We start from the raw sequence: 22176 nt of genomic DNA, 5'->3' as shown, positions 1-22176 counted from the left end.
CGGGTGGGTCCGGCTGACTCAGCCGTTGCAACGCAGGTGGGACGCCCTCCGGGCGGGCGTCACCTGTTCAAGGGACTTGCTGGTCCACCGCACCATCCCCAGATATTCACAAGTCATTTAATACCCCAACGGGACCGGAGCTGTCAGCAACTCGCGGAACTCAAAACAAGAATCAACGTCGGTTTTTAGCGAACTTTAATTCAATTTCCATCGAAGACCTTGCCGGGGCGGGCGGCCGGACGACGGCCACGGGGCACGGCGCGTGGTGCAGCAGCGCCTGGCTGGTGGAGCCGAGGAGCATGCCGCTCAGCCCGCCCCGCCCCCGCGAGCCGACCACGAGCAGCCGCGCCGGGGCCGCCTGCTTCATCAGGACTCGGGCCGCGGCCTCCCGGCTGACCACGCGCCGCACCGGAACCCGGGGATACCTCTCCTGCCAGCCCGCGAGGAGCTCGGCCAGCAGATGCTGGGCGTCGACCTCCACAGACCGCCAGTCGAGCGTCAGGTACGGCGCCACCGCCCAGGCGCTCTCCGCGATGTGGTCGTTCCAGGTGTGCGCCGCGACCAACGCGGTCCCGAGCCGGGATGCCTCGTCGAAGGCGAACTCCAGCACCGCGTCGCTGGCGGCCGAGCCGTCGACGCCCGCGACCACGGGCCCCGCCCTCGGCACCGTCGTGTCCACAGTGGACCTTCGCGCCACCACGACAGGGCAGTGTCCGTGCGCGGCCAGCGCGCTGGCCACGGAACCGACGGCCAGCGAGGCGAACCCGCCGACGCCGCGCGAGCCGAGCACCACCAGCAAGGCTTGCTCGGACAGCGTGACCAGGCACTCGGCCGCCGCGCCGACGACGAGCCCCCGGCGCACCTCGACACCGGGGGCGGTCTCGCGCGCGCGTTCGGCGGCGGTGGCCAGGTGTGCCCTCCCCTGCTGCCGCAGCGCCTCGCCGAAGGACCGGGGCAGCTCTGCCGGGGTGTAGGCGCTGATCTCCAGGCAGGCGTGCACGAGGTGCAGCGGCCCCTGGCGCAGCTCGGCCTCGCGGGCCGCCCAGAGCACCGCGTGCAGGGCCGAGGCCGAGCCGTCGACCCCGACAACGATGGGCTTGGTCATGACCGGCTCCGCGCGCTCATGCGGGACCAACGACCCTGGCCGTTCGGCGCAGGGCGGCGCTGCACTGGACGGAGCCCGATCGAGAGGAGGACAGATGACGACCACGGCGAACCGCAGGCTCGTGCGCGGCCAGACCTGCGCTCCGGGGCCGATGACCGTTGCGGAAGCGTTCGCGGACATGGCCTTGCTGGGCCACGAGTTCTACCTGTTCGTCGAACGGGACACCGGCCGGGACCACGTGGTCTCGAACGGCGAGGACCTGGTGCTGGAGGCGGCGACCGCGCCGAGGCTCGCGGTGGTGCGCGCGGCGGAGCGGCTCGACACCGGCGATGAGCCGTTCGTGTTCTTCGTCGACGCGGCGACCGGGCGGGGTGCCGTGCTCCACCGGCGCGCGGACGGGAACCACGGGCTCGTCAGCCCGCACTGACTCGAGCACTTCCGCCTCCTGTCCGTCTACTGTGGACTGTTGGGTCCGGGACGAGGCCCAGGTCTGTGCCACCGGACCCGTCCCGGAAGTCTCACGGTGCAGTCCACTACTCGCCCCGCGCACCCACGAGGGCCCGAGTTCTCCACTAGCTGAGCCGAAAGTCCCTACTCCACCCGTTGGGGACCCCGAGCGGACGATGCCGTTCGGCCCTGCCTCGGCGAGGCCGCGCGCCGGTACCGTTCGGCCATGGCCACCAGGGTGTTCCTCGTCGACGACCACGAGATCGTCCGCCGAGGCGTCGCCGACCTGCTGGGCACCGAGCCGGGCTTCGAGGTGGTCGGTGAGGCGTCCTCGGTGGTCGAGGCGCTGACCAGGATCCCGGCCTGCCATCCCGACGTGGCCGTGCTCGACGTCCGGCTGCCCGACGGCGACGGCGTGGGGCTGTGCCGGGAGCTGCGGTCCCGCATGCCTGGGCTGAACTGCCTGATGCTGACCTCCTTCGGCGACGACGAGGCCCTCTTCGACGCGATCATGGCAGGGGCGTCGGGTTTCGTGCTCAAGCAGGTCCTCGGCACGGACCTGGTCGCGGCCATCGGCACCGTCGCCTCGGGCCAGTCGCTGCTGGACACCAGGGCGACCACCGCGCTGCTCAACCGCATCCGCCGCGAACAGGAGACCGTCGACCCGCTGCGCGCGCTGTCCGACCAGGAGCGCGCGGTGCTGGAGCTGATCGGCGAGGGCCTGACCAACCGCGAGATCGCCACACGGATGTTCCTGGCGGAGAAGACGGTGAAGAACTACGTCTCGCACGTGCTGGCCAAGCTCGGCATGTCCCGGCGCACCCAGGTCGCCGTGCTCGCCACCGAGCTGCGCGGCCCGCGGCCACCCCGTCCCTGAGGCGTCAGGACAGGGGCACCCGCCAGGTCAGCCGCGTGCCGCCGCCCGGCTGCGCGGCGAGGACCGCGGTGCCGCCGCAGGCCCGCGCGCGCTGCTCGACGTTGGCCAGCCCGCTGCGCGCCACGCAGTCCGGGATGCCGACCCCGTCGTCGACGACCTCCAGCACGAAGTCGTCGGCGACCTCGGCGGTGACGGTGATCGTCGTGGCCCTGGCGTGCCGGACCGCGTTGGTGACGCCCTCGCGGACCACCGCCTCCGCGTGCTCGGCGATCTCCGGTGGCACCAACGTGTCCACCGCGCCCGCCATCCGCACCGAGGGCGCGGGCCCGCCGCCCGCGGCCGCCTCGGCCACCGCGTCCAGCAATCGCCTGCGCAGGCTGCCCGGGTAGTCCGCGCTCGCGGTGTGCAGGTCGAAGATCGAGGTACGGATGTCGCGCACGGTCTCGTCGAGCTGGTGCACGACCTTCTGGATGCGCACCCGCGCCGCGGGCTGGCTGATCAGGCGCAGCGTGCCCTGGAGGCTCATCCCCGAGGAGTACAGCCGCTGGATCACGTGATCGTGCATGTCCCTGGCGATGCGGTCGCGATCGGCGAGCACGTCCAGCAGGCGTTGCGCTCGCTGCGTTTCGGCGGCCTCCAGCGCCAGCGCGGCCTGGTCGGCGAAGGAGGCCAGCACCGGCACCTGCTCCGGCTCGAACTGCGTCCCGCCCTTGTCCCGCAACGCGAGCAGCACACCACCGATCCCCACCGCGGTCCGCAGCGGCACGGCCAGCGCCGGACCCAGCAGGTCCACGTGCGCGCCGAGGTCCGCGCCGAGCACATCGGCGAGCACGGGCACCAGGCTGGTGCCACCAGCGCGGTAGACCTCCCTGATCGGCGCGGTGGAGGTGGCGATCGTGGCGCCCAGCAGCTGCCTGGTCCGCTCGCCAGCGCTGGTCCGCACGGTCAGCTCGCCGCTGTCCGCGTCGTCGGCGAGCAGCACCAGCACGCCGTCCGCCTGGGACAACTCGGCCGCGCGCCGGGCGACCAGCCGCAGCGCGTCGTCGGTGGAAGCCCCTGCCAGCAGCTCGGCCCGGATCTCCAAGGACGCCTCGAGCCAGCGCTCGCGCCGGCGGCAGTGCTCGAACAGGCGCGCGTTCTCGATGGCCACGCCCGCCGCCGCGGCCAGCGCCTGGAGCACCATCTCGTCCTCGGCGGTGAACTCCGCCTCGTCCCGCTTCTCCGTCATGTAGAGGTTGCCGAAGATCTCCTCGCGCACCCGCACCGGTGCTCCGAGGAAGCTGTTCATCGGCGGGTGGTTCGCCGGGAAACCGATCGACGTGGCGTGCTTGCCCAGCTCGGGCAGCCGGATCACCGTCGGGTGCTCGATCAGCAAGCCGAGCAACCCCCGGCCCTCCGGCAGCTCTCCCATCCGCGCCCGCTGCTCGGCGCTGATGCCCACGTGGACGAACTCCGAGAGCCCGTCGTGCTTGCCGAGCACGCCGAGGGCGCCGTAGCGCGCGCCGACCAGGTCGACCGCCACCTGCACGATGCGGTGCAGCGTCGAGTCCAGCTCCGGACCGGCGCGCGGTGGCGTGGGGGTGTCTGCCGGGGACATGGCAGGCTCCTCTGGTTGTCCCACTCGGCCGCCGCACAGCGTGGCACGCCGGAGACCGTCCGCCAAGCCGACGGAGACCGACTACTTCCTTGGTATCAGAGGACTTCCGGTGATCTCGGCACGGATGGCGTAATGAGCCCCGGCCCTCGGCCGTCCGGAATCCGGCGCCCCTCAAGGATCTCGGGCGCGATCACGACGTAGTTCTGGTGTTCCCCCGGGGGCCACGCGCGCAGTCCGAGACCCGCCAGCACGGCCCGTTCGGTCGCATCGCGCACCACCCTGGCGTAGCCGACCGCGGTCACGCTCCAGCCGGTGCGGGCCGCCACGTCGACGGCATCGGTCTCGAAGGCGACCACGGCGTTGTTGATCGCGGCCGCGAGCTTTCCGCTCCGCCCGGCGCGGAAGACGATGGCGCCGTTGTGCAGCACGAAGCTCACCGGCACCACGGCGGGCAGGGCCCGCTCGGTGTAGGCGATCCGTCCGAGCTCTGCGGTGCCGAGCAGCCGCAGGCATTCGCCCGTCCCCAGGACTTCCAGTTCCATGGACCTCCCGTCGTCCCCAGCAGTCTCACCCAGCGGCGGCCACCGTCGCGCGTGCCGAAAGTCCTTGTCCGTGGAAGATTTCCCGGCATGTCCACAGTGGACAGTGCTTGAGGTCTTTCGCCCCTTGTCCGGCCCACCGCACGCACGCTGCGCTGTACAGGCGAAACGACCACCGGAGGCCACCATGCCCGCCACCGTCGTAGTCCGATCCCTCGAAGCCCGCACCGGCACACGTCGGCCCTGCGCCCGTGTGGCCGTGGGCATCGACGGCTCGTACTGGGGCGACATGGCGCTGACGTGGGCGATCCGGCACGCTTCGGCGACGGGCGCCGAGCTGCGCGTGGTGAACCGGACGGGCACCGACCCCCTGCCCGGTCTGCTCGCGGCGAGCGCCGGCTCGCGGTTGCTCGTGCTCGGCTGCCGCGGTGAGCAGCACCGCGCGTTCGGCCTGGGTGCCCTGGTCCTGCCCGTCGCGCGCTCCGCGCGGTGCGACACCGTGGTGGTGCGGGGTCTCTGGTCCTCGATCGCCGGGCGGCAGGGCCTGGTCACCGCGCTGGTCAGCGGCGGCGACCAGGCCACCGCCGTCCTCCGCGCCGCCACCGCGATCGCCAAGGTGCACGGATCGGCGCTCCAGGTGCTCTCGCGGCCGGATGGCAGCGCTCTGGACGCAGTGGCCCACGCGACGGACTCCGACATCCTCGTGGTGGGGCGGGATGCGGGCACGGTCATGCGGTTCGCCTTGCACCACGCGCCTTGCCCCGTGCTCGTCGTTCGCCAGCGCTAGTAAGGGTTTTCGCCCTGGCGGATCGCGGTGAGCGCGCTGTGCAGCGCTCGCTCGGCCGCGGCGTGCAGGCCCCCGCCGAAGCTCACCCGGCGCACGCCCAGGTTCGCCAGCCCGGCCAGGCCGGGAGTGGCGGGCAACGGCAGGCCCGCCGGGATGTAGGCGATGTTCACCGGCGCGGGCAGCCCTTCGACCAGCGCGCTGATGTCCGGCTCGGTCGCGGCGAAGATCGGGAACACCGCGTCCGCCCCGGCGGCCAGGTAGTCGCGGCCTCGGCGCAGCGCCTCGCCAAGGCGGTCCTCAACCTGGTGGCGCGGCACGAAGGAGTCCACCCTGGCGTTGATCACGATCGGCACCCCTGCGGCTTCCGCCGCGGCGCGCACCGCCGCCAGCCGGTCCGCCTGCGCGGTCGCGTCCACCATCCCCGCACCGCCGTGGTCGCTGTCCTCCAGGTTGCACCCGACCGCCCCCGCGGAGAGCAGCCGGTCCACCACCTCATCAGCCGCAAGCCCGTAGCCCGCCTCGATGTCCGCCGTCACCGGCACCGACACCGCGCGGCTGATCCGGGCCACCGCCGCGAACATCTCGTCGGCGGGCGCCGCCTCGTTGTCGGCGTAGCCCAGCGACAGCGCCACCGACATGCTGGTCGTCGCCAGCGCCGGGAACCCCGCCCCCTCGGCGGCCTTCGCGCTCGCCGCGTCCCAGACGTTCGGCAACAGCAACGGCTCGTCGGCGTGGTGCAGGTCGCGCAGTGTCGTGGCCAGTGTGACGGCGTGCACCAAGTGCTCCTCTACTTCGCGGTCGGTTTCTCACCACGAAGACGAGCCGACGCGCCGAAGTGTGACAACTCGAAGCACGTGGGCCCGCCGCACTCCGCCAACCCAGAACCCACCCCAGGCCCCGCACAGCACTCCGCCCGCGCTTTTTCCGTTTCGTACTCTTGCCGGGATTTGGGAGCGCTCTCTTCCCCGTTAAGAGTACGAAACGGGAGATCTCTAGGTTGCGTGCGCCTCGCGTTGGGCCTGGGGGCGGTTGGGGCGCATGGGCACAGCTTACTTGGTGGGTGGGGGGCGGGGGCTCAGCTGGTCTTGGCGAGGCGGAGCGCGCTCGGCGCGACACCTCGCACCCGCTTGAACGCCGCGCTGAAAGCGAAACCGTCCGCGTAGCCGACTCGTCGAGCCACCGAAGCCACCGTGCTCTCCGGCTCTGCGAGCAGATCGGCGGCGAGATCCATCCGCCAACCGGTCAGATACGTCAGCGGTGGTTCACCGACCAAAGCCGTGAAGCGCTTCGCCAGCGCCGCACGGGACACGCCGACCGAAGACGCCAGCGAAGCGACCGTCCACGAGCGCGCGGGATCGGAATGCAGAGCACGAAGTGCTTGTCCCACAACGGGATCACTCTGGGCCTGGTACCACGCGGGCGCAGAGCGGTCGAACCATGCGCGGAGCGTGCAGACGAGCAGCCAGTCCAGCAGGCGGTCCAGGACGACCTGCTGGCCGGGGCGCTCCGCGGCAGCCTCCTCGGCGATGAAGCGGAGCACCGCGTCGTCCTCGCCGCCGCACTCCTCAGGGGCCACGAGCACGGGCGGCAGCGCGGCGAGGAGTCGTCGGCCGACCCCGCTCTCCAACGTGTAGATGCCGACGACCATCGCGGCGGCGTCGGAGTCGAGGGTGCTCGGACACGTTGTGGCGCAACGGATGTCGAGGGCCTCGTGCACTTCACGCGACGGGTCGTCGACGACCACGAACGGCGCGGGACCGCGCACGATCACGGTTCCGCGGTGCGGGATGTGCGTGCGTCGGCCGTCGTCGGAGACGACCCAGCCCTCACCGTTGATCATCGTGCACAGCGTGAGCGTCGCGCCGTCGACGAAGCGCAACGCCCACGGCGAGGTCAGCACCGTCCGGCCGAACAGCGCGCCGTTGGCGCGGACTCCGCGAAGCAGGTCACCGAATGCGTCCACTCCCCCAGCGTAGACGATCACACATGGTTCTGAGCGCTTTCGCCATGGAACGTCCACGATCCGCGCGGTTGGCTGGGCCCATGACAGCCAACGTGAACCTGGTCCTCGGCGGCACCGGCAAGACCGGCCGCCGCGTCGTCTCCCGCCTGCGTGAACGAAACCTGCCGGTCCGCCCGCTCTCCCGCTCCACGGAGATCCCCTTCGACTGGACCGACCGTGCCACCTGGGGACCGGCCATCGAGGGCGGCGGAGCGCTCTACCTCGTCCCGCCGTTCGCGCTCGACCCGATCCACGAGTTCGTCCAGCGCGCGGTCGAGGCGGGCGTCCGGCGCGTCGTCGCGCTGTCCGGGCGCGGCTCGGACCTCTACCACTTCCAGGTCATGCTGCGTGGCGAGCGGGCCGCCCGCGAGTCCGGCGTGGACTGGACGGTCCTGCGGCCCAACCACTTCTTCCAGAACTTCAGCGAGGACCCGCTGCTCCTCCCGGCGCTCCTGGCGGGCGAGGTCGTGCTGCCGACCGGCGACCACCCCGACCCCATGGTCGACGTGGAGGACATCGCCGACGTCGCGGTGGCCGCGCTCACCGAGGACGGCCACTCCGGGCAGACGTACACGCTCACCGGACCGCGCGGGATCTCCTTCGCCGAAGGAACCGCGCTGGTGGCGAGGGAGAGCGGCCGCGAGATCCGCTACAAGGAGGTGTCCGGCCCGGAGTACGTCGCGCACCTCGTCGCCCAGGGCGTCCCGGTGGACGACGCCCGCGACCTGCGCACGGTCTACGAGGCGGTCCGCGAGGGCACGATCGTCGAGCAGAGCGGCGACGTCGAGCGCGTTCTCGGCCGCCCGGCAAGGGATTTCGAGTCCTTCGTGCGCCGTGAGCGGACCGCCTGGGTGTAAGTCAGCCCTTGGTGAAATCACGGCCGGGCCGTCCCGGACGCTGCCTACCCTCGTCGGCATGGAGATCATCGAAGTGCTGCCGCACCTGCACGTGGTGCGGCTGGCGTTCGGCCAGGCGTACGTGTGGCAGGACCCCGGCTCGGTGACGCTGGTCGACACGGGCGTCGCGGGCTCCGGGCCGGACCTGGCCGAGGCGGTCCGCTCCCTCGGCCGGTCCGTCGCGGAGGTCGAGCACGTGGTGCTGACGCACTTCCACGCGGATCACGCCGGCGGCGCCGCGGAGGTCAACACCTGGCCGAACGCCAGGGTGCACGCCCACGAGGCGGACGCGCCGATCATCACCGGCACCGTCCCGGGACCGCCCCCGGTGATCACCGAGGACTGGGAGCGCGAGCTCTTCGAGCAGATCACCCCGGGCGTCCCGGACGCCCCTCCGGCGCGGGTGGACGTGACGCTCTCCGGCGGCGAGGTGCTGCCGTTCGGCGGCGGGGCCCGCATCCTGCACCTCCCCGGCCACACGGACGGCAGCATCGCGATCCACCTGCCCGAACACGACGTGCTGTTCACCGGCGACACGGTCTCCAACGTGGGCCAGGTGGCGCTGGGGGTGTTCAACCTGGACAAGGCACGCGCGATGGAGTCCTACAAAGCCATGGCGGCGCTCAACGCACGGACTGTCCTATTTGGACACGGCGAGCCGCTACTCGTTCCACCAGGAGGAAAGGGCATCGACGGCGGAGTGGTAGCGGGCTGACCGAGCGCGCATGCGGACGACCTCCGGCGGAGACGGCTCGTGCGTGCGCACCACGCGTACCGTGCTCACCGCTTCACCCAGCGATGCGTAGTGACCCGTAGAGATGCCTGCCAGCAACGCCGCTCCCCTGGCCCCGGGCTCGGCGCCGTTCGTCACTTCCACGGCCATGTTCACCCCATCGGCCAGCATCTGCGTCCATAGTGGACTCCGCGTGCCCCCGCCCGCCACACGCGCCGCGCCATGGAAAGGAAAAGCCGAGCGCAGCGCGTCCAGGTGCGTCCGGTGGTTGAGCACCACGCCCTCCAACAACGCCCGCAGCAGGTCGCCGCGCGTGTGGTGCGCGCGAAGCCCGAGGAACGTCCCGCTCGGGCGGCTGCCATCCGGTGATCCACGCAGGAACGGCAGGTAGATCGGCAGATCTTCGGTCGTGCTCGCCGCGACCTCCTCTTCGAGCACCGCGAGGACACCAGGCCACAGCGTCTTCGCGAACCACTCCAGGTTCGAGGCCGACGCCGCAGAGGTGGACATCGCCAGCCACCGCCCGGCTTGCAGGAATGCCCTTGCCTGCCAACGGTGATCGGTGTGCGGATGATCGGCGACAACCTGGTTGATGCTGAACGTGCCCATCACGATCGACACGGCACCCGGCGTGATCGCGCCGAGCCCCAAAGCCGCCGCGTCCACGTCGTGCGCACCCGTCGCCACCAGTGTGCCGACGCGGAGGCCGGTCAATGCGGCGGCCTCGGCCGTCACGGTGCCCGCGACCGCCGCGCTGTCCAGGATCGGCGGATGCCGGTCGGCCAGCTCCGCCAGGCCGTAGTGCTCGAACGCCGCCGGACTCCACCTTTGCGTGTGCACGTCGGTGAACGACGCGGACGCCTCGGTGGGATCGGTCGCCACCACGCCGGTCAACCGCAGGCGCAGCCAGTCCTTGCAGAACAGCAGCCACCGCGCGCGCTCCACCACGTCAGGTTCGTTGTCCCGCAACCACTTCTGCAACGCGGCAGGAGAGGCGGCGAAGGGAACCTGCCCGGTCAGGGCGAGCGCACGCGCATCGTGACGGTCCACATAGGACTCCGCACGCGAGTCCGTCGCCAGGATCGCGTTCCGCACCGGCCGGAACGCCGCGTCCACCGGATAGCAACCATCGTTGTGGCCGCACAGCCCCACCGCCGCGACACTGTCACCGCCAACCGGCGCGATCGCTTTCCGAATCGCCTCCGCGCAGCCGTTCCACACCGCGTCCATGTCGCGCTCGAACCAGCCCGGACGCGGAGTCAGCTCCGGAACGCGCGCTTCCGCGGAGCTGATCTCCTCACCCGTCGCAGCATCGACCACGACCGCCTTCGTCACCGTTTGACCTGCGTCGACCCCGAGCAGGTTCACCATCCGAGCGCCTCGGCGTTGACCGCCGCGCCAACCCGCCCGGTAGCCGCGAACTCCGCGACGGCCGCCGCAACCAAAGCAGCGGACGTGCGGTTCGTTTCCTCCGTGTCCCCGCCGAAGTGCGTGGTCATGGTGACGTTGTCCAGCTGCCGCCAAGGAGAATCCTCCGCCAACGGCTCCGCGTCGAAGACGTCGAGCCCGGCCCCGGCGATCTGCCCGGTGGACAGCGCCTCGTAGAGCGCGTCGGTGTCCACGAGCCTGCTGCGGGCCACGTTGACGAAGTACGCGCCCGGCTTCATCAGGGAGAACTGCTTCGCGCCGATGAACCGCTCCGTCTCCGGCGTGTGCCTCGCCTGCACCACGACGCAGTCCGACTCGGCGAAGATCTCGTCCAATGTGGACACTCTGGTCACGCCGGGGTGGTCGGCGCCGTAGGGGTCGTAGGCCAGCAGGCGGCACTCGAAGCCGCTCAGCTTCTTCGCGAAGTGCTTGCCGACGTGCCCGAACCCGACCATGCCCACCGTCCGCCCGCCGAGTTCGACGCGCGGGCCGGGGAACTCCTTGCGCCAGCCGCCCGCCTTGATGGAAGCGTCCGCGCGGGAGATGTCGCGCGCCTCGGCGAGGATCAGGCCGATCTGCAGCTCCGCCACCGCGGAGGCGTTGCGCCCGTAGACACCGACGACTCCGACTCCGCGCGCGGTCGCCGCCTCCACATCGATGTTCTCCAAGCCGGTGCGCGCCACCGCGACGAGCTTGAGGTCCGGTGCTGCGTCGAACAGTCGCGCGCCGACGGGCGCGAAGTGCACGCACAGCACCTCGGCGTCGGAGACCGCGCTCAGCACCTCCTCGGGAGCCGCGACCGCGTTCGCCCCACTGACCTCCATGATCTGCTGCGCCGCGTGCTGAGAACGTTTGTCTCCCGGCAACGCGATCGACCGCACGTCCGCGTCCGGCACGCGGGCGCCGAGTTCCTCGACGAAGTCGCACTCGGGGATGAAGCCGTCTCCGACAACCTGGACTCGCACCTAGATCCTCCTCAGTCGCACGTCCTCGACGGGTACCCCGTGTGCGGGCACATCGGCGGTCCCCTCGACCAGGCACGCGTCCGTCCCCCAGGCCACCGCCGCGGCCAGGTCCCCCGTCGCCAGCCAGCCGGAGAGCAGCGCGTCGCCCGCTCCCGCCGGGTTCACAACGGTGATCACCGGCGGTTCCGCGTGCAGCGCCGGACCGCGCACCGGCGCCAGGATCGCTCCGCGCGCGCCCAGGCTGACCAGGGCGTTCACTCCGAGCTCGCGCGTCGCCGCGAGGACGTCCTCCGGGGCTTGAACCGGCGAGCCGGTCAGCTCCGCCAGTTCCGCGTCGTTGGGGGCGATCAGGTCGGCCCCGGCTTCGACCGCCGCGCGCAGTCCCGGACCGGAGCTGTCCACTGCCACTGGAACGCGAAGTTCGCCAGCCGACGCGACCAGGGCTTTCACCAGTTCCGGGCCGCTGTTGGGTGGCAGCGACCCGCAGATCGCGAGCCAGTGCGCCTTCCTGGAACGCACTTCCGCGATCGTGGCGTCGACCAGGACTTTCAGCTCCGATGCGGTCAGCTCGGGACCGGGCTCGTTGATCTTCGTGGCGCCGGTCGGGTCGAGCAGGCTGATGTTGCTGCGCACCTGCCCCTCGATCGGCACCACCACGTGCGGCACGGTCAGCAGCGCCACCAGCTCCGCGCCCACCGATCCGCCGGAGGGCAGCACCGCGACCGACTCGACGCCGCGCGCCCGGAGGACCCGGGTGACGTTGACGCCCTTGCCGCTGGCCTCCACCCGCGCGCGCCCGGCTCGGTGGACTTCCCCGTGCCGCAACGGTTCCGCGAGCACCAGCGTGCGGTCCAGGCTGGGGTTCGGGGTCACCGTGACGATCACGCGCGGACCACCTCGGGTCCGAGCAGGTGGTAGCGGTGGGCCTCGGCGGCGGACAGACCGGAGTCGGTGATGATCAGGTCGAAGTCCCGCACGTCGGCGAAGCGGCAGAAGCTGTCCACGCCGAACTTCGAGTGGTCGGCGACCAGGACGCGGCGGCGCGCGGACTCCATGGCCTGCGTCTTGACCGCCGCGACGGCCGGGTCCGGCGTGGTCAGCCCGCGCTCGCGGCTGACCCCGTTCGCACCGATCAGGGCGACGTCGACGACCATGTCGCGCAGCATCCGGACCGCCCAGTGGTCGACGGTCGCCTGAGTCTTGCCCCGCAACCGCCCGCCCAGGACCAGGACCGTCGCGTCGGAGTTCGCGTCGATCGTCGAGGCGGTGGTCAGCGCGGAGGTGATCACCGTGAGCCTGCTCGACTCCGGGAAGGTCTCGGCGAGCACCTGGCAGGTCGAACCCTCGTCGACGTACACCGACTCCACGTCACCGAGCCGCGCAAGCGCCGCCGCGCCGATCCGCCGCTTCTCCGCGAGGCGGCTGTGCACCCGCGTGGTCAGGGTGATCTCGAAACCCGCGCGCTCCACCGGATAGGCCCCGCCGTGCACGCGCCGGATCAACCCGAGCTTCTCCAGGACGCTCAGGTCACGGCGCACCGTCTCCGGCGCCACCTGGAGTTCCCCGGCGATGCTGCTGACGTCGAGCCGTCCCCGCGCGCGTGCCCTCGCGACGATCCACCGCTGGCGATCTTCCGCGTGCACCGCACCTCCCGGGCCTGGTCAAGCCCGATCGTGCCCGGCGAACGCGGGGAGGCCAAGTGGTTCGCCGCCCCGATGCCGACCGTTTGTGCCCGTTTCCAACCGCCTCAGCCGTTCCGCCGACTCCGAACCCGGCGGCGCCGTGTACGCGACGACGATCAGATCCGGGTCGCTGGGCAGCGCCATGCTCTCGTAGTCCAGGGTCAGCTCGCCGACGACGGGATGCCGGAACGCCTTGCTACCGTGGACCTTCTCCTGCACGTTGTGCCCGGCCCACCACCGCCGGAACTGTTCACTGTGGACGGACAGCTCGCCGACGAGCGCGGCCAGCCGGGGGTCGTCCGGGTACTTCCCCGCGTCCAGCCGGAGGTAGGCGACGACCTCCTTGGCCACCGTCTCCCAGTCCGAGTACAGCTCCTTGCTGCGCGGGTCCATGAAGATGATCCACGGCATGTTCCGCGCGTCCCGCTCCCGCGCGGCGAAGTCCCCCATCAGCGCGCAGGCCAAGTCGTTCCAGGCCAGCACGTCCATCCTCCGGCCGAGCACGAACGCGGGAACGCCGCCCATCGCGTCCAGCAGGTGCTGCACCGGCGGGCGCACCCGGCGCGGTGCCACCGACTGGCGACCGGGCTTGGCGAGGTTGTGCAGGTGCTCGCGCTCGGAGTCGGTCAGCCGCAGCGCGGTGGCCAGCGCGTCCAGCACGGTCCGCGACACGTTGACCCGCCGCCCCTGCTCAAGGCGCACGTAGTAGTCCACGCTCACCCCGGCCAGCGGCGCCAGCTCCTCCCGGCGCAGCCCCGGCACCCGCCGCCGCCCGCCGAAGGCCCGCAACCCGACGTCCTGCGGGGTCAGCCGGGCCCGGCGCGAACGCAGGAACTCTCCCATCTCGGCTCGATGCTCCACTCGCCGGATTATGACGCGTCGTGTGCGCCCTGTTCCTGGTACTGCCAGTCCCAGGAACGGCGTGGCCTGGTCAGCGGTGCCCGGGGCCGGGACGCTGCCGCCCGTGAGAAACGACTTCCGCACGGCGGTCATCACCGGCGCCTCCAGTGGCATCGGCGAAGCGACCGCGCACGCCTTCGCCGCCGCCGGTATCCACGTCGCCCTGCTGGCCCGCAGAGCGGACCGTCTGGCGGAGCTGGCCGCGGCGATCGAGGCGAACGGCGGCCGCGCGCTGGCGGTCCCGACCGATCTCACCGATCCCGGTGCCCCCGATTCGGCCGCGAGCGAAGTCGTCGACCACTTCGGCCGGGTGGACATCCTCGTCAACAACGCGGGCGTGTTCCAGCCCGGCAGCTCCGACCCGGAGTCGTGGCGGCTCACCGTGGACGTCAACCTCACCGGCGCGCTGCTCGCCGTCAACACGTTCCTGCCCGAGCTGCTGAAGTCCGCGGCACGGGAAGGCGTCGCCGACATCGTGTCCGTGTCGTCGATCTCCGCCCGCCGCACGTTCACCGGGACCGTCGCGTACACCGCCAGCAAGGCGGGCCTGAGCCACGCCACCGAGGTGTTCCGCGCCGAGCTCGCGCCCAACGGTGTGCGCACCACGACCGTGGAGCCCGGCCTCGTGGACACCGAGATCTACGACCACATCGCCAACTCCGACGCGCGCGCCGGGGTGCGGTCACTGCTCGACGCGTGCAAGCCGCTCCGGGCGTCCGACGTCGCCGAGCTGATCACCTTCGCCGTGACCCGTCCTGCCCACGTCAGCTTCCCGTCCATCGTCACCATGCCCACCCGCCAAATCTGACGCTTTCGGGCTGAATGAGTCATTCGGTGCGTCAGACCGCCTCAATGACTCATTCAGCACGCTCAACGGACCAAACGCGACATTGGCGGGGCTCATCGCGAATCGTCCACAGTGGCCGGTCGACTACACTGACGCCGTGCTCCTCCACCTCCTGTGCCCCCGAACGTGGGCCGGAGTGGTCCAAACCAATCCCGTTTCGTACTCATAACGGGAAATGGAGCGCTCCCAAATCCTGCTATGAGTACGAAACGGGAAAACGTGGCGGGTGGCTAGAAGAGCAGGTGGCGCCAGGTGTCGGCGGTCGCGACGCCGGTGGCGCGGAGACCGTTGCGGGACTGGAAGTTCCGGACGGCGGTCTCGGTGCGGCCGTCGAGGACGCCGTCGGAGCGGTTGACCATCCCGTGCGCGGTCAGCAACAGCTGCAACGCACGAACGGCCTCGCCGCGCTCGCCCGACTTGAGCGGAGCGACGATCAGCGGCCACGTCTCGGCACCGACGAGCCCGCTCGACGGGATGCCGTGCCTGGCTTCGAGCCTGCGCACGGCGGCGTCGAGTTCCTGGTCGTAGATCCCGGTCGCGGGGACCGAGGTCTCACCCCTGGCGCGGAACAGGTGCTGCGCGACGAGCACCCGCTCCCCCGTGTCACCGGGCTGGAGGAGCTGCCAGGTGATCGGGTCGGCCTCGGGCGCGACGCCCATGGCCCCGGCGACCGCGCGGCGCAGCTCCGGCAGGCGCGCGTAGAGCGTGTTGCCGGGGCACGCGGTGTTGTTGAAGTCGCGGTGCCCGAAGATCTGGGACGTCGCGATGCCGTGCTTCTGGCACATGTGCTTGCAGAGCTGCACCAGCGAGTTCCACTGCGCCGCGGTCGGGCCGACGCTGGTGTAGAGGCCCTCGTTCTCGATGCCGAACGCGACCTCGTTCTGCCCGCTGGTGTGCGCGCTGAGGACGTGCTTGTTGCCGCTGTTGAGCGCTTCCAGGCTGCGGTGGCGCCCCTCGGTGATGTGGCCGCCGCGGCTGTTGGTGAAGTGCTGGCCGGTGTCGATCCAGCCGTTGGCGTCCATGTGGTGGTTCTGGATCGACCGGGACAGCGCGAACGCGTGCGCCAGGCTGTAGTCGGTGCTGTTCGGGGTGGCGGTGTGGTGGACGATGATCTTCGAGGTGCGGCGGGCGAGGACCGAGATGGCGGCGCGGGCGGGCCGCGCTCTCCAGGCGGCCGTGCCGTGGATGGCCGGGGCGGCGGCTTCCCGCACGGAGGCGGTGGCGGGCGAGGTGCCGATCAGGCCCAGTGCCGTGAGGGTGAGTCCGCTGCCGAGCAGGGTCCGGCGCGCGAGAATCGGTTCCATGGCGGTAACTCCTCGGGTTGGGGGCAGGGAACCCCAAACGGATGAGGTAGGCGCCAAACACGGTCCGCGTGCTACCCGTCGGCGAGCTAGGTCCTTTCGGTGGAATCTTTCGGCTGGCCGTCACAATTTGGTTAATGGATGACGGTTTGAGATCATCAATGCATGCTCATCTCCGCCTATCAGGCCGCTGACCTGCGCGAAGTCCTCGATGTGTTCGACTGTAATGTGCCGAAGTACTTCGCCGAGTCCGAGCGCGCGGAGTTCGAGGAGTTCCTCGGCTCATTCGGCGATCGTTACCTCGTCGGCCGGGAGGAAGGCAAGCTGATCGCCTGTGGCGGATACGCGCCGCACCGCACCGAGCCCGGCACCTGGACCCTGTGCTGGGGCATGGTCGCGGCCGAGCACCACCGGCGCGGGCTCGGCGCTCAACTGCTCAGACACCGCCTTGACGCCATCGCGGCCACCGGCCCGGCGACCGTGGTGCTCGCGACCAGCCAGCACAGCGCGGGGTTCTTCGAACGCTTCGGCTTCGTCACCGCGAACGTGGTGCCGGACGGGTTCGCCCCCGGCATCGACCAGTACGACATGCGCCTGCGACTCTGACCCGCATGCGCAAGGCTCTCGTGATCACCGCGGTGGTCGTTCTCGTACTCGGCCTCGGCACGTTCGGGCTGTACCAGCTCACCAACTCGCGCACGTACCAGCTCTTCGGCGAGCTGGTGCACCGCGTGGAGACGCCGGAGAAGGTGGTCGCGCTGACGCTGGACGACGGGCCGACGGACCTCGCGCCGGAGGTGCTGCGCTCGCTGGCCGACCTGGGCGTTCCCGCGACGTTCTACCTCAACGGCAACGACCTGGCCGCCCGGCCGCACCTGGGCAGGCAGATCCGCGCGGCCGGGCACGAGCTCGGCAACCACAGCTACTCGCACCAGCGGATGGCGCTCGTCGGCCCGGAGTTCGTGCGGCGCGAGGTCGAGGACACCGACCGCGAACTGCGCGCCGCCGGGCAGGACGGCGAGATCACCTTCCGGCCGCCGTTCGGCAAGAAGCTGTGGACGTTGCCGAGCTACCTCGCCGAGCACGACCGTGTCACCGTTATGTGGGACGTGGAACCGGACTCCGGCACCGGCCACGACGCGCCCGCGATGGTGCGGGCGGCGCTGGAGCAGACCCGCCCCGGTTCGATCATCCTGATGCACGTGATGTACCCGGGCCGCGCGCCGTCGCGGGCCGCGCTCCCCGGCATCGTCACCGGACTCCGCCAGCAGGGGTATCGGTTCGTTACCGTGTCGCAGCTGCTCAAACTCAGGAAATAGGTATTTTCTGAGCATGTCCTCGGTCGGCAACCGCCTCATCGAGTCCACAAAGGACCACGCGGCGGCCTGCTGGCCGGAGTACGACTGGACGGCCGCGCGCTACCGGCACGGCGCCTTCCACGACGTGCTCGTGCTGCCCGAGGTGGTCGCCCGGGTGACCACCGATGCCGACCGCGTCGCCCGCGAGCACCGCACCGCGCTGTTGCTCAGCGGCATCGAGCTGCCCTTCGCGGTGCCGAAGCCGCTCTCCGAGCCGCGTTCGCACGACGGCCGCACGGGCATGCTGGTCTCCCGGCTCGACGGGCAGTTCCACCCCGACATCCCCTGGGCGGAGGCCGCGTCGGAGTTCGCCGAAGCACTCGACGCCCTGGCCGCGGCGGTGCTGCCGCCAGGGTTGCCCGCACCACGCGTGTGGTGCGGCGGCGATCAGTGGCCTGCCGTGGTGATGGATCACCTGGTTCCGTTGCTGCCCAAGGATCTGCGGGACACCGCGGCTGAGGTGGTCGCGGCGGTGATCGTGACCGAGTTCCGGGCTCCGGTGCGCCTGGTGCACGGCGACTTCGGCCCGCACAACCTGCTGTGGCGCGACGGGCGGATCAGCGGGCTGTTCGACTGGGACCACCTCTGCGCGGGTGATCCCGCGATCGACCTCGCGCCGCTGGTCGGCATCTACGGCGCCGCGCACGTCGCGGAGATCACCGACCCCGCCACGCTCAACCGCGCGATGACCCACCGCGCCACGCTGTCCCTCCAGGTCGCCGCCGCGGGAGAACTCGCGGGCAACCTCGCGCTCCGCGAGCACGCCCTCAACAACTTCGTCACCCGCGCCCGCGCCGAGACCCTCCGCGACCCCGGCACCGGATAATTCCGCTGCCGCGGCACCGCGGTCCGCCTAGGGTCACGCTCATGCGGGACGTGACTCGACTGCCCAAGGCCCACCTGCACGTGCACCTGGAGAGCACGATCCGGTGGCGGACGCTGCGCGAGATCGGCGCGGCCAACGGCGTGGAGGTCCCGGCGCACCTCGGCGACGGCAGGACGGTGTTCACCGGGTTCCGCGAGTTCGCCGACGCCAACTCGATCATCCGGAGCTGCCTGCTGCGCCCGGAGGACTTCACCCGGATCGCGCTGGAGTTCTGCGAGGACGAAGCCGCGCAGGGCACCCGCTACGTCGAGGTCACGTTCACCGCTGCGGCGCACGGGGAGCGCCTCGGCGACCTGGACATGCCGCTGGAGGCGGTCCTGCGCGGGCTCGAAGAGGGCCAGCGCCGCCACGACGTCGTCTGCCGGGTGATCTTGGACCACTCGCGCCGCCGGTCGGTCGACCGCGCATGGAACACGCTCAAACTGGCCAAGGCGCACGACGCGGTGATCGGGATCGGCATGGCCGGTGAGGAGGCATACCCGCTCGCGCCGTTCGCCGAGGTGATCACCGCGGCCGAGGAGGCGGGCCTGCACCCGTTGCACCACGCGGGCGAGGACTGCGGGCCGGACAGCATCCGCGAGGCGATCCACATCGGACGGACGAAGCGCCTCGGGCACGGCGTGCGGGTCCTCGACGACCCGGAGCTGGTCGCCGAGGTCCGTGATCTCCTTATGCCCCTTGAGGTCTGCCCGTCGTCCAATGTGATCCTCGGTGTCGCCGAGTCCCTCGCCGCGCACCCGCTCCCCCGGCTCGTCGACGCGGGCCTGGTCGTCACGCTCAACACCGACATCCCGAACATGATGGGGATCTCGCTGAGCGACGAGTACGTCCGCGTCCGCGACGCGTTCGGCTGCTCCGACTCCGAACTGGCCGCGTTCGCGCGCGCCGGAGTGGACGCCTCCTTCGCGCCGGACGAGCTGAAAACCAGGCTGCACAAGGAGATCACCCAGTGGCTAGCGCGGCCCTGAGCTCCTGCCTGCTGGTGATGTCGAGCTTGCGGTAGGTGTTGGTCAGGTGGATCTCCACGGTCCGCCTGCTCAGGAACAGGGTCTGGGCGATCTCCTTGTTCGTCGCGCCGTCCGCGGCGAACCGGGCGATCCGCAGCTCGCTCGACGTCAGCGACTCCCGCCCGGTCAGCATCTCCCGGCGCGGACGGGCACCCGCCGCCGCGAGCTCCTCCCGCGCCTGGGTGACCACCAGCCGGGCCCCGCACCGCGCCGCCGCGTCGAGCCCCTGGCGCAACGGCTCCTGGGCCTGCTTGCGCTGCCCGGCCCGGCGCAGCGCGGCGCCGTACTCGACCAGGCAGCGGGCCTTCTCCAACTCCGCCGGTGACTCCGCCAGGATGGTCACGGCCTCTTCAAGCGCGTCCAACCCCGGCTTTCCACCGCTGACCGCGGCCCCGGCGCGCAACGCCAGCGCGATCTGCCGAGGCGCCCCGAAAGCCCTGGCGAGCTCCAGGTCCTGCTCCGCCAGCCGACCGGCGGTCTCCGCGTCGCCCAGAGCCAGGTGCGCCAACGCCGCCTCCGGCCGCCACGGCGCGAAGCTCGGGTTGGTGTAGCCGTGCTCGAACAGCTTCTCCCCGCAGTAGTGGAGATCCGCGATCGCCTCGGGGAGCCGGTTCTGCTGACGCCGCAACCGTCCCCGGGCCTGCAGGACGAAGTGACCGATCAGCAGGTCGAAGGGCTGGTCACCGTCGAGGTCGCGCTCAGTCAGCACCTGCTGCGCCTCGTCGACCGCGCCCCGGTCGAGCAACGCCTCCACGAGCACGGCCGCGGCGAGCGGGGTGTCGCGCGGCCTGCTGTCGCCCCACAGGTCCAGCGCCGTGCGGCCATCGGCCTCCGCCTCGTGCAGCCGTCCGGCGAACAGCGCGGTGTGCGAGCGGAGCACGGCGAGGTAGCGGAACTCCGCCGCGTCACCGAGCCTGCGCGCCTCGTCGAGCCCTCGATCCAGCAGTGCCAACGATTCGGGCAGGTGGTCGGAGATCGCCAGCGCCGAGCTGGCCATGTTGACCAGCATCCACTGATCGCGTGGCGGCAGCGGCCCGGCTCCGGCGACGCGGGCCAGCCTCGCGACCTCCGCAGCCGGGCGGTCGCCGGTGGCGCACGCGCCGAAAGCCAGCAGCCCCAGGATCATCCGGTCCACGTCGGCTTCGCCGCTGAGCCCGGCGGCGGCCTGGTCCAGCCTGCGGACCCAGTCCTGTGGCGCCTCCATGTTGGTGAAGTCCGCCAATGCCAACGCGATCGACAACTGCGCCGACAGGTCCACGTCCAGCTCGCCGACCAGGCTGTGCGCGGTGCGGAACGACTCGACGGCCTCGCGGCCCCGGCCGATCAGCAACATCACGAAGCCCAGCTCGAAGAGCAGGCCGACGCGCTGCATCGGGTGCTCGGCGAGCGCGATCGCCTCGCGGAGCGCGTCCGCCGCCTCGACCGGCCGGTTCGCCATGCCCAGCGCACGCCCGAAGGCCGCGAAGAGCGGGCCGCGCTGTGCGGGCACCGGCGGCTCCGCCAGGGCACGGCGCAGGAACGCCGCCGCGGGCTCGGGCGCACCACGACCGAGCGCCGAAGTGGCCGCCGCGTTCAGCGTCTCGACCACCCACGGATCGGATTCCGGTTCTGCCGCAAGCAAATGCGGCGCCAAGTGCTCCCCGGCGACATCCCCGTCGGCCAGCACGAGGGCGGCGCGCTTGTGCTCCGACGCCCGCAACACCTCGCTGGAGTCCAGGTACACGGCCGTGCGCACGAGCGGGTGCACGAACTCCACCGGACGGCCCGGGGCGAAGATCGTCTCGCGGGTCAGCGTATCGGCCAGCGTCGCGGCGGCGGGCACCGTGAGATCGGCCAGCTGAGCCACGTGCCGGAGGTCCGCGCTCTGCCCGAGCACCGCCACCGCGCGCGCCAGGCGCACCGCGTCCGGACCGAGCCGGGCGATGCGGGTGAGCACCGTGCGCGAAATGGTGTCGGGCCGCAGGTTCTCCACCCGGTGGGCCTCGTCCGCGACCGGGCGGATGCCGTCAGCGCGCAGGCTGGTCAGGGCCTCCGCCAGCAGGAACGGGTTCCCGCCGGTCGCGGTGGCGCAGGCGCGGCAGAACTCGTCCTCCGCCGCGGCGTCGAGGTTGCGGCGCACCAGGAGCCCGACCCCGTCCGTGCTGAGCGGTTCGGGGCACAGGGTCTTCGGCGGGACACCGCTGAGCGCGCGGGCCACGAAGTCGTCGAGCATGCGCCCGGGGCGGCCCCCGACCAGGAGCAGCACCGGCAGGTCCGCGATCCGCCTGGCCAGGTGGGACAGGAAGCGCAGGGACGCCTCGTCGGCCCAGTGCACGTCGTCGACCACGAGCAGCATCGGCGCCCGGTCGGCGAGGTTGGAGCACAGCCAGTACAGCCCGTGCACGACGCTGCCGACCGCGTTCTCCACCCGCTCCCCGCCGAGCCCGAACACCGGGGCGGCGAGCCCGGCCGCGTCGGCCAGCAGCTCCGCCCGCGCGGCCGGATCGGCGAGGACCAGCGCGGGTTCGAGCAGTTGCCGGACGACCGCGAACGGCAGTTCCTGGTCCAGTTCGCCGCCGACCGCGGTGAAGACGCCGAAGCCCCGCTCCCGCGCGTCCTCGGCCGCCGCGCGCAGGAGCGCGGTCTTGCCGATCCCCGGTGCCCCCTCGACCAGCAGCACCGAACCGCACCCCGCAAGCGCCTCGCCGAGCGCAGCGCTCTGAGCAGCGAGTTCGCGGTCCCGTTCGATCAGTCGCATCGTCCCGCCATGCCTCGCGGCCGCAGCAGCGGCGCAATGTTCTCGGTAGGTACCACGATGCCGTAGTGGTCGGCTCCGGCCA

22 protein-coding genes are annotated in these 22176 nt (G+C 71.4%); 10 read left to right on the top strand and 12 right to left on the bottom strand.

Going from position 1 to position 22176, the window contains the following annotated elements; all coding sequences use genetic code 11:
* Positions 1–172: 172 nt before the first annotated feature.
* The gene (locus NLX83_RS34950) at positions 173–1105 is read right to left on the bottom strand and encodes a universal stress protein (protein WP_254239534.1); all 933 of its coding nucleotides are present in this window, start codon (positions 1103–1105) and stop codon (positions 173–175) included.
* Positions 1106–1199: 94 nt separating this feature from the next.
* Between NLX83_RS34950 and NLX83_RS34945 the strand changes: the two genes are divergently transcribed.
* Both NLX83_RS34945 and NLX83_RS34940 read left to right on the top strand, forming a co-directional pair.
* Positions 1200–1532 carry a sigma 54 modulation/S30EA ribosomal C-terminal domain-containing protein gene (locus tag NLX83_RS34945; RefSeq protein ID WP_254239533.1) on the top strand — a complete coding sequence of 111 codons (333 nt, stop codon included), beginning with the start codon at positions 1200–1202 and terminating at the stop codon, positions 1530–1532.
* 246 nt (positions 1533–1778) lie between these two features.
* On the top strand, positions 1779–2429 hold the full coding sequence (locus NLX83_RS34940) for a response regulator transcription factor (RefSeq protein WP_254239532.1): 651 nt from the start codon (positions 1779–1781) through the stop codon (positions 2427–2429).
* Between the two features lie 4 nt (positions 2430–2433).
* Here NLX83_RS34940 and NLX83_RS34935 read toward each other — a convergent pair whose 3' ends face one another.
* Entirely contained in the window at positions 2434–4026 is a 1593-nt protein-coding gene (locus tag NLX83_RS34935; RefSeq protein WP_254239531.1) for a sensor histidine kinase, read from the bottom strand.
* Positions 4027–4121: 95 nt separating this feature from the next.
* Entirely contained in the window at positions 4122–4568 is a 447-nt protein-coding gene (locus tag NLX83_RS34930) for a pyridoxamine 5'-phosphate oxidase family protein (protein ID WP_254239530.1), read from the bottom strand.
* A 184-nt stretch (positions 4569–4752) separates the two neighbouring features.
* Between NLX83_RS34930 and NLX83_RS34925 the strand changes: the two genes are divergently transcribed.
* Complete coding sequence (locus NLX83_RS34925) at positions 4753–5352, top strand: universal stress protein (RefSeq protein WP_254239529.1); 600 nt, start codon at positions 4753–4755, stop codon at positions 5350–5352.
* Here the strand turns inward: NLX83_RS34925 and NLX83_RS34920 are convergent.
* Positions 5349–6131, bottom strand: a complete 783-nt coding sequence (locus NLX83_RS34920) for an isocitrate lyase/PEP mutase family protein (protein ID WP_374118847.1) — start codon at positions 6129–6131, stop codon at positions 5349–5351. The two genes, NLX83_RS34925 and NLX83_RS34920, sit on opposite strands and share 4 nt — an antisense overlap.
* A 296-nt stretch (positions 6132–6427) precedes the next feature.
* Positions 6428–7315, bottom strand: coding sequence for an AraC family transcriptional regulator (locus tag NLX83_RS34915; RefSeq protein ID WP_254239527.1), 888 nt, complete (start codon positions 7313–7315; stop codon positions 6428–6430).
* Between the two features lie 80 nt (positions 7316–7395).
* Between NLX83_RS34915 and NLX83_RS34910 the strand changes: the two genes are divergently transcribed.
* Both NLX83_RS34910 and NLX83_RS34905 read left to right on the top strand, forming a co-directional pair.
* Entirely contained in the window at positions 7396–8211 is an 816-nt protein-coding gene (locus tag NLX83_RS34910; RefSeq protein ID WP_254239526.1) for a hypothetical protein, read from the top strand.
* A gap of 58 nt (positions 8212–8269) precedes the next feature.
* The gene (locus NLX83_RS34905) at positions 8270–8965 is read left to right on the top strand and encodes an MBL fold metallo-hydrolase (protein ID WP_254239525.1); all 696 of its coding nucleotides are present in this window, start codon (positions 8270–8272) and stop codon (positions 8963–8965) included.
* Here the strand turns inward: NLX83_RS34905 and NLX83_RS34900 are convergent.
* From NLX83_RS34900 to NLX83_RS34880, 5 genes are read right to left on the bottom strand one after another with little or no spacing between them, the layout of a single operon-like run.
* Positions 8912–10354: an FGGY-family carbohydrate kinase gene (locus tag NLX83_RS34900; RefSeq protein WP_256564910.1), complete on the bottom strand. Its 1443-nt coding sequence runs from the start codon at positions 10352–10354 to the stop codon at positions 8912–8914. The two genes, NLX83_RS34905 and NLX83_RS34900, sit on opposite strands and share 54 nt — an antisense overlap.
* A complete protein-coding gene (locus NLX83_RS34895) occupies positions 10348–11376 on the bottom strand; it encodes an NAD(P)-dependent oxidoreductase (protein WP_254239523.1) in 1029 nt (342 codons plus the stop codon). The genes NLX83_RS34900 and NLX83_RS34895 overlap by 7 nt, the downstream gene beginning before the upstream one ends.
* Positions 11377–12261 (bottom strand): 1-phosphofructokinase family hexose kinase, encoded by an 885-nt coding sequence (locus NLX83_RS34890; RefSeq protein ID WP_254239522.1) that lies wholly within the window; start codon positions 12259–12261, stop codon positions 11377–11379.
* The gene (locus NLX83_RS34885) at positions 12258–13019 is read right to left on the bottom strand and encodes a DeoR/GlpR family DNA-binding transcription regulator (protein WP_254239521.1); all 762 of its coding nucleotides are present in this window, start codon (positions 13017–13019) and stop codon (positions 12258–12260) included. Before NLX83_RS34885 ends, NLX83_RS34890 begins: the two co-directional genes overlap by 4 nt.
* 18 nt (positions 13020–13037) lie before the next feature.
* A complete protein-coding gene (locus NLX83_RS34880) occupies positions 13038–13919 on the bottom strand; it encodes a helix-turn-helix transcriptional regulator (RefSeq protein WP_254239520.1) in 882 nt (293 codons plus the stop codon).
* Between the two features lie 103 nt (positions 13920–14022).
* On the opposite strand from NLX83_RS34880, the gene NLX83_RS34875 reads away from it, so the two are divergent.
* Positions 14023–14766: an SDR family oxidoreductase gene (locus tag NLX83_RS34875; RefSeq protein WP_254239519.1), complete on the top strand. Its 744-nt coding sequence runs from the start codon at positions 14023–14025 to the stop codon at positions 14764–14766.
* A gap of 269 nt (positions 14767–15035) precedes the next feature.
* Here NLX83_RS34875 and NLX83_RS34870 read toward each other — a convergent pair whose 3' ends face one another.
* Positions 15036–16109 (bottom strand): peptidoglycan recognition protein family protein, encoded by a 1074-nt coding sequence (locus NLX83_RS34870; RefSeq protein WP_254239518.1) that lies wholly within the window; start codon positions 16107–16109, stop codon positions 15036–15038.
* A 162-nt stretch (positions 16110–16271) separates the two neighbouring features.
* Here NLX83_RS34870 and NLX83_RS34865 point away from each other — a divergent pair, with 162 nt between their 5' ends.
* The 4 genes from NLX83_RS34865 to add are packed head-to-tail and all read left to right on the top strand — an operon-like array spanning position 16272 to position 19318.
* Positions 16272–16712, top strand: a complete 441-nt coding sequence (locus NLX83_RS34865) for a GNAT family N-acetyltransferase (protein WP_254239517.1) — start codon at positions 16272–16274, stop codon at positions 16710–16712.
* Between the two features lie 5 nt (positions 16713–16717).
* Positions 16718–17425: a polysaccharide deacetylase family protein gene (locus NLX83_RS34860; protein ID WP_254239516.1), complete on the top strand. Its 708-nt coding sequence runs from the start codon at positions 16718–16720 to the stop codon at positions 17423–17425.
* 13 nt (positions 17426–17438) lie between these two features.
* Positions 17439–18290, top strand: coding sequence for a phosphotransferase family protein (locus tag NLX83_RS34855; protein WP_254239515.1), 852 nt, complete (start codon positions 17439–17441; stop codon positions 18288–18290).
* 41 nt (positions 18291–18331) lie between these two features.
* Positions 18332–19318, top strand: a complete 987-nt coding sequence (gene add, locus NLX83_RS34850) for an adenosine deaminase (RefSeq protein WP_254239514.1) — start codon at positions 18332–18334, stop codon at positions 19316–19318.
* Here the strand turns inward: add and NLX83_RS34845 are convergent.
* Positions 19293–22094, bottom strand: a complete 2802-nt coding sequence (locus tag NLX83_RS34845) for an ATP-binding protein (RefSeq protein ID WP_254239513.1) — start codon at positions 22092–22094, stop codon at positions 19293–19295. The two genes, add and NLX83_RS34845, sit on opposite strands and share 26 nt — an antisense overlap.
* Between the last annotated feature and the right edge of the window lie 82 nt (positions 22095–22176).

It is taken from the genome of Allokutzneria sp. A3M-2-11 16 (assembly GCF_024213555.1).
GTDB lineage: Bacteria > Actinomycetota > Actinomycetes > Mycobacteriales > Pseudonocardiaceae > Allokutzneria.
The sequence above is the reverse complement of the archived record's forward strand: the minus strand, read 5'-3'. Positions and strand labels throughout refer to the sequence as shown.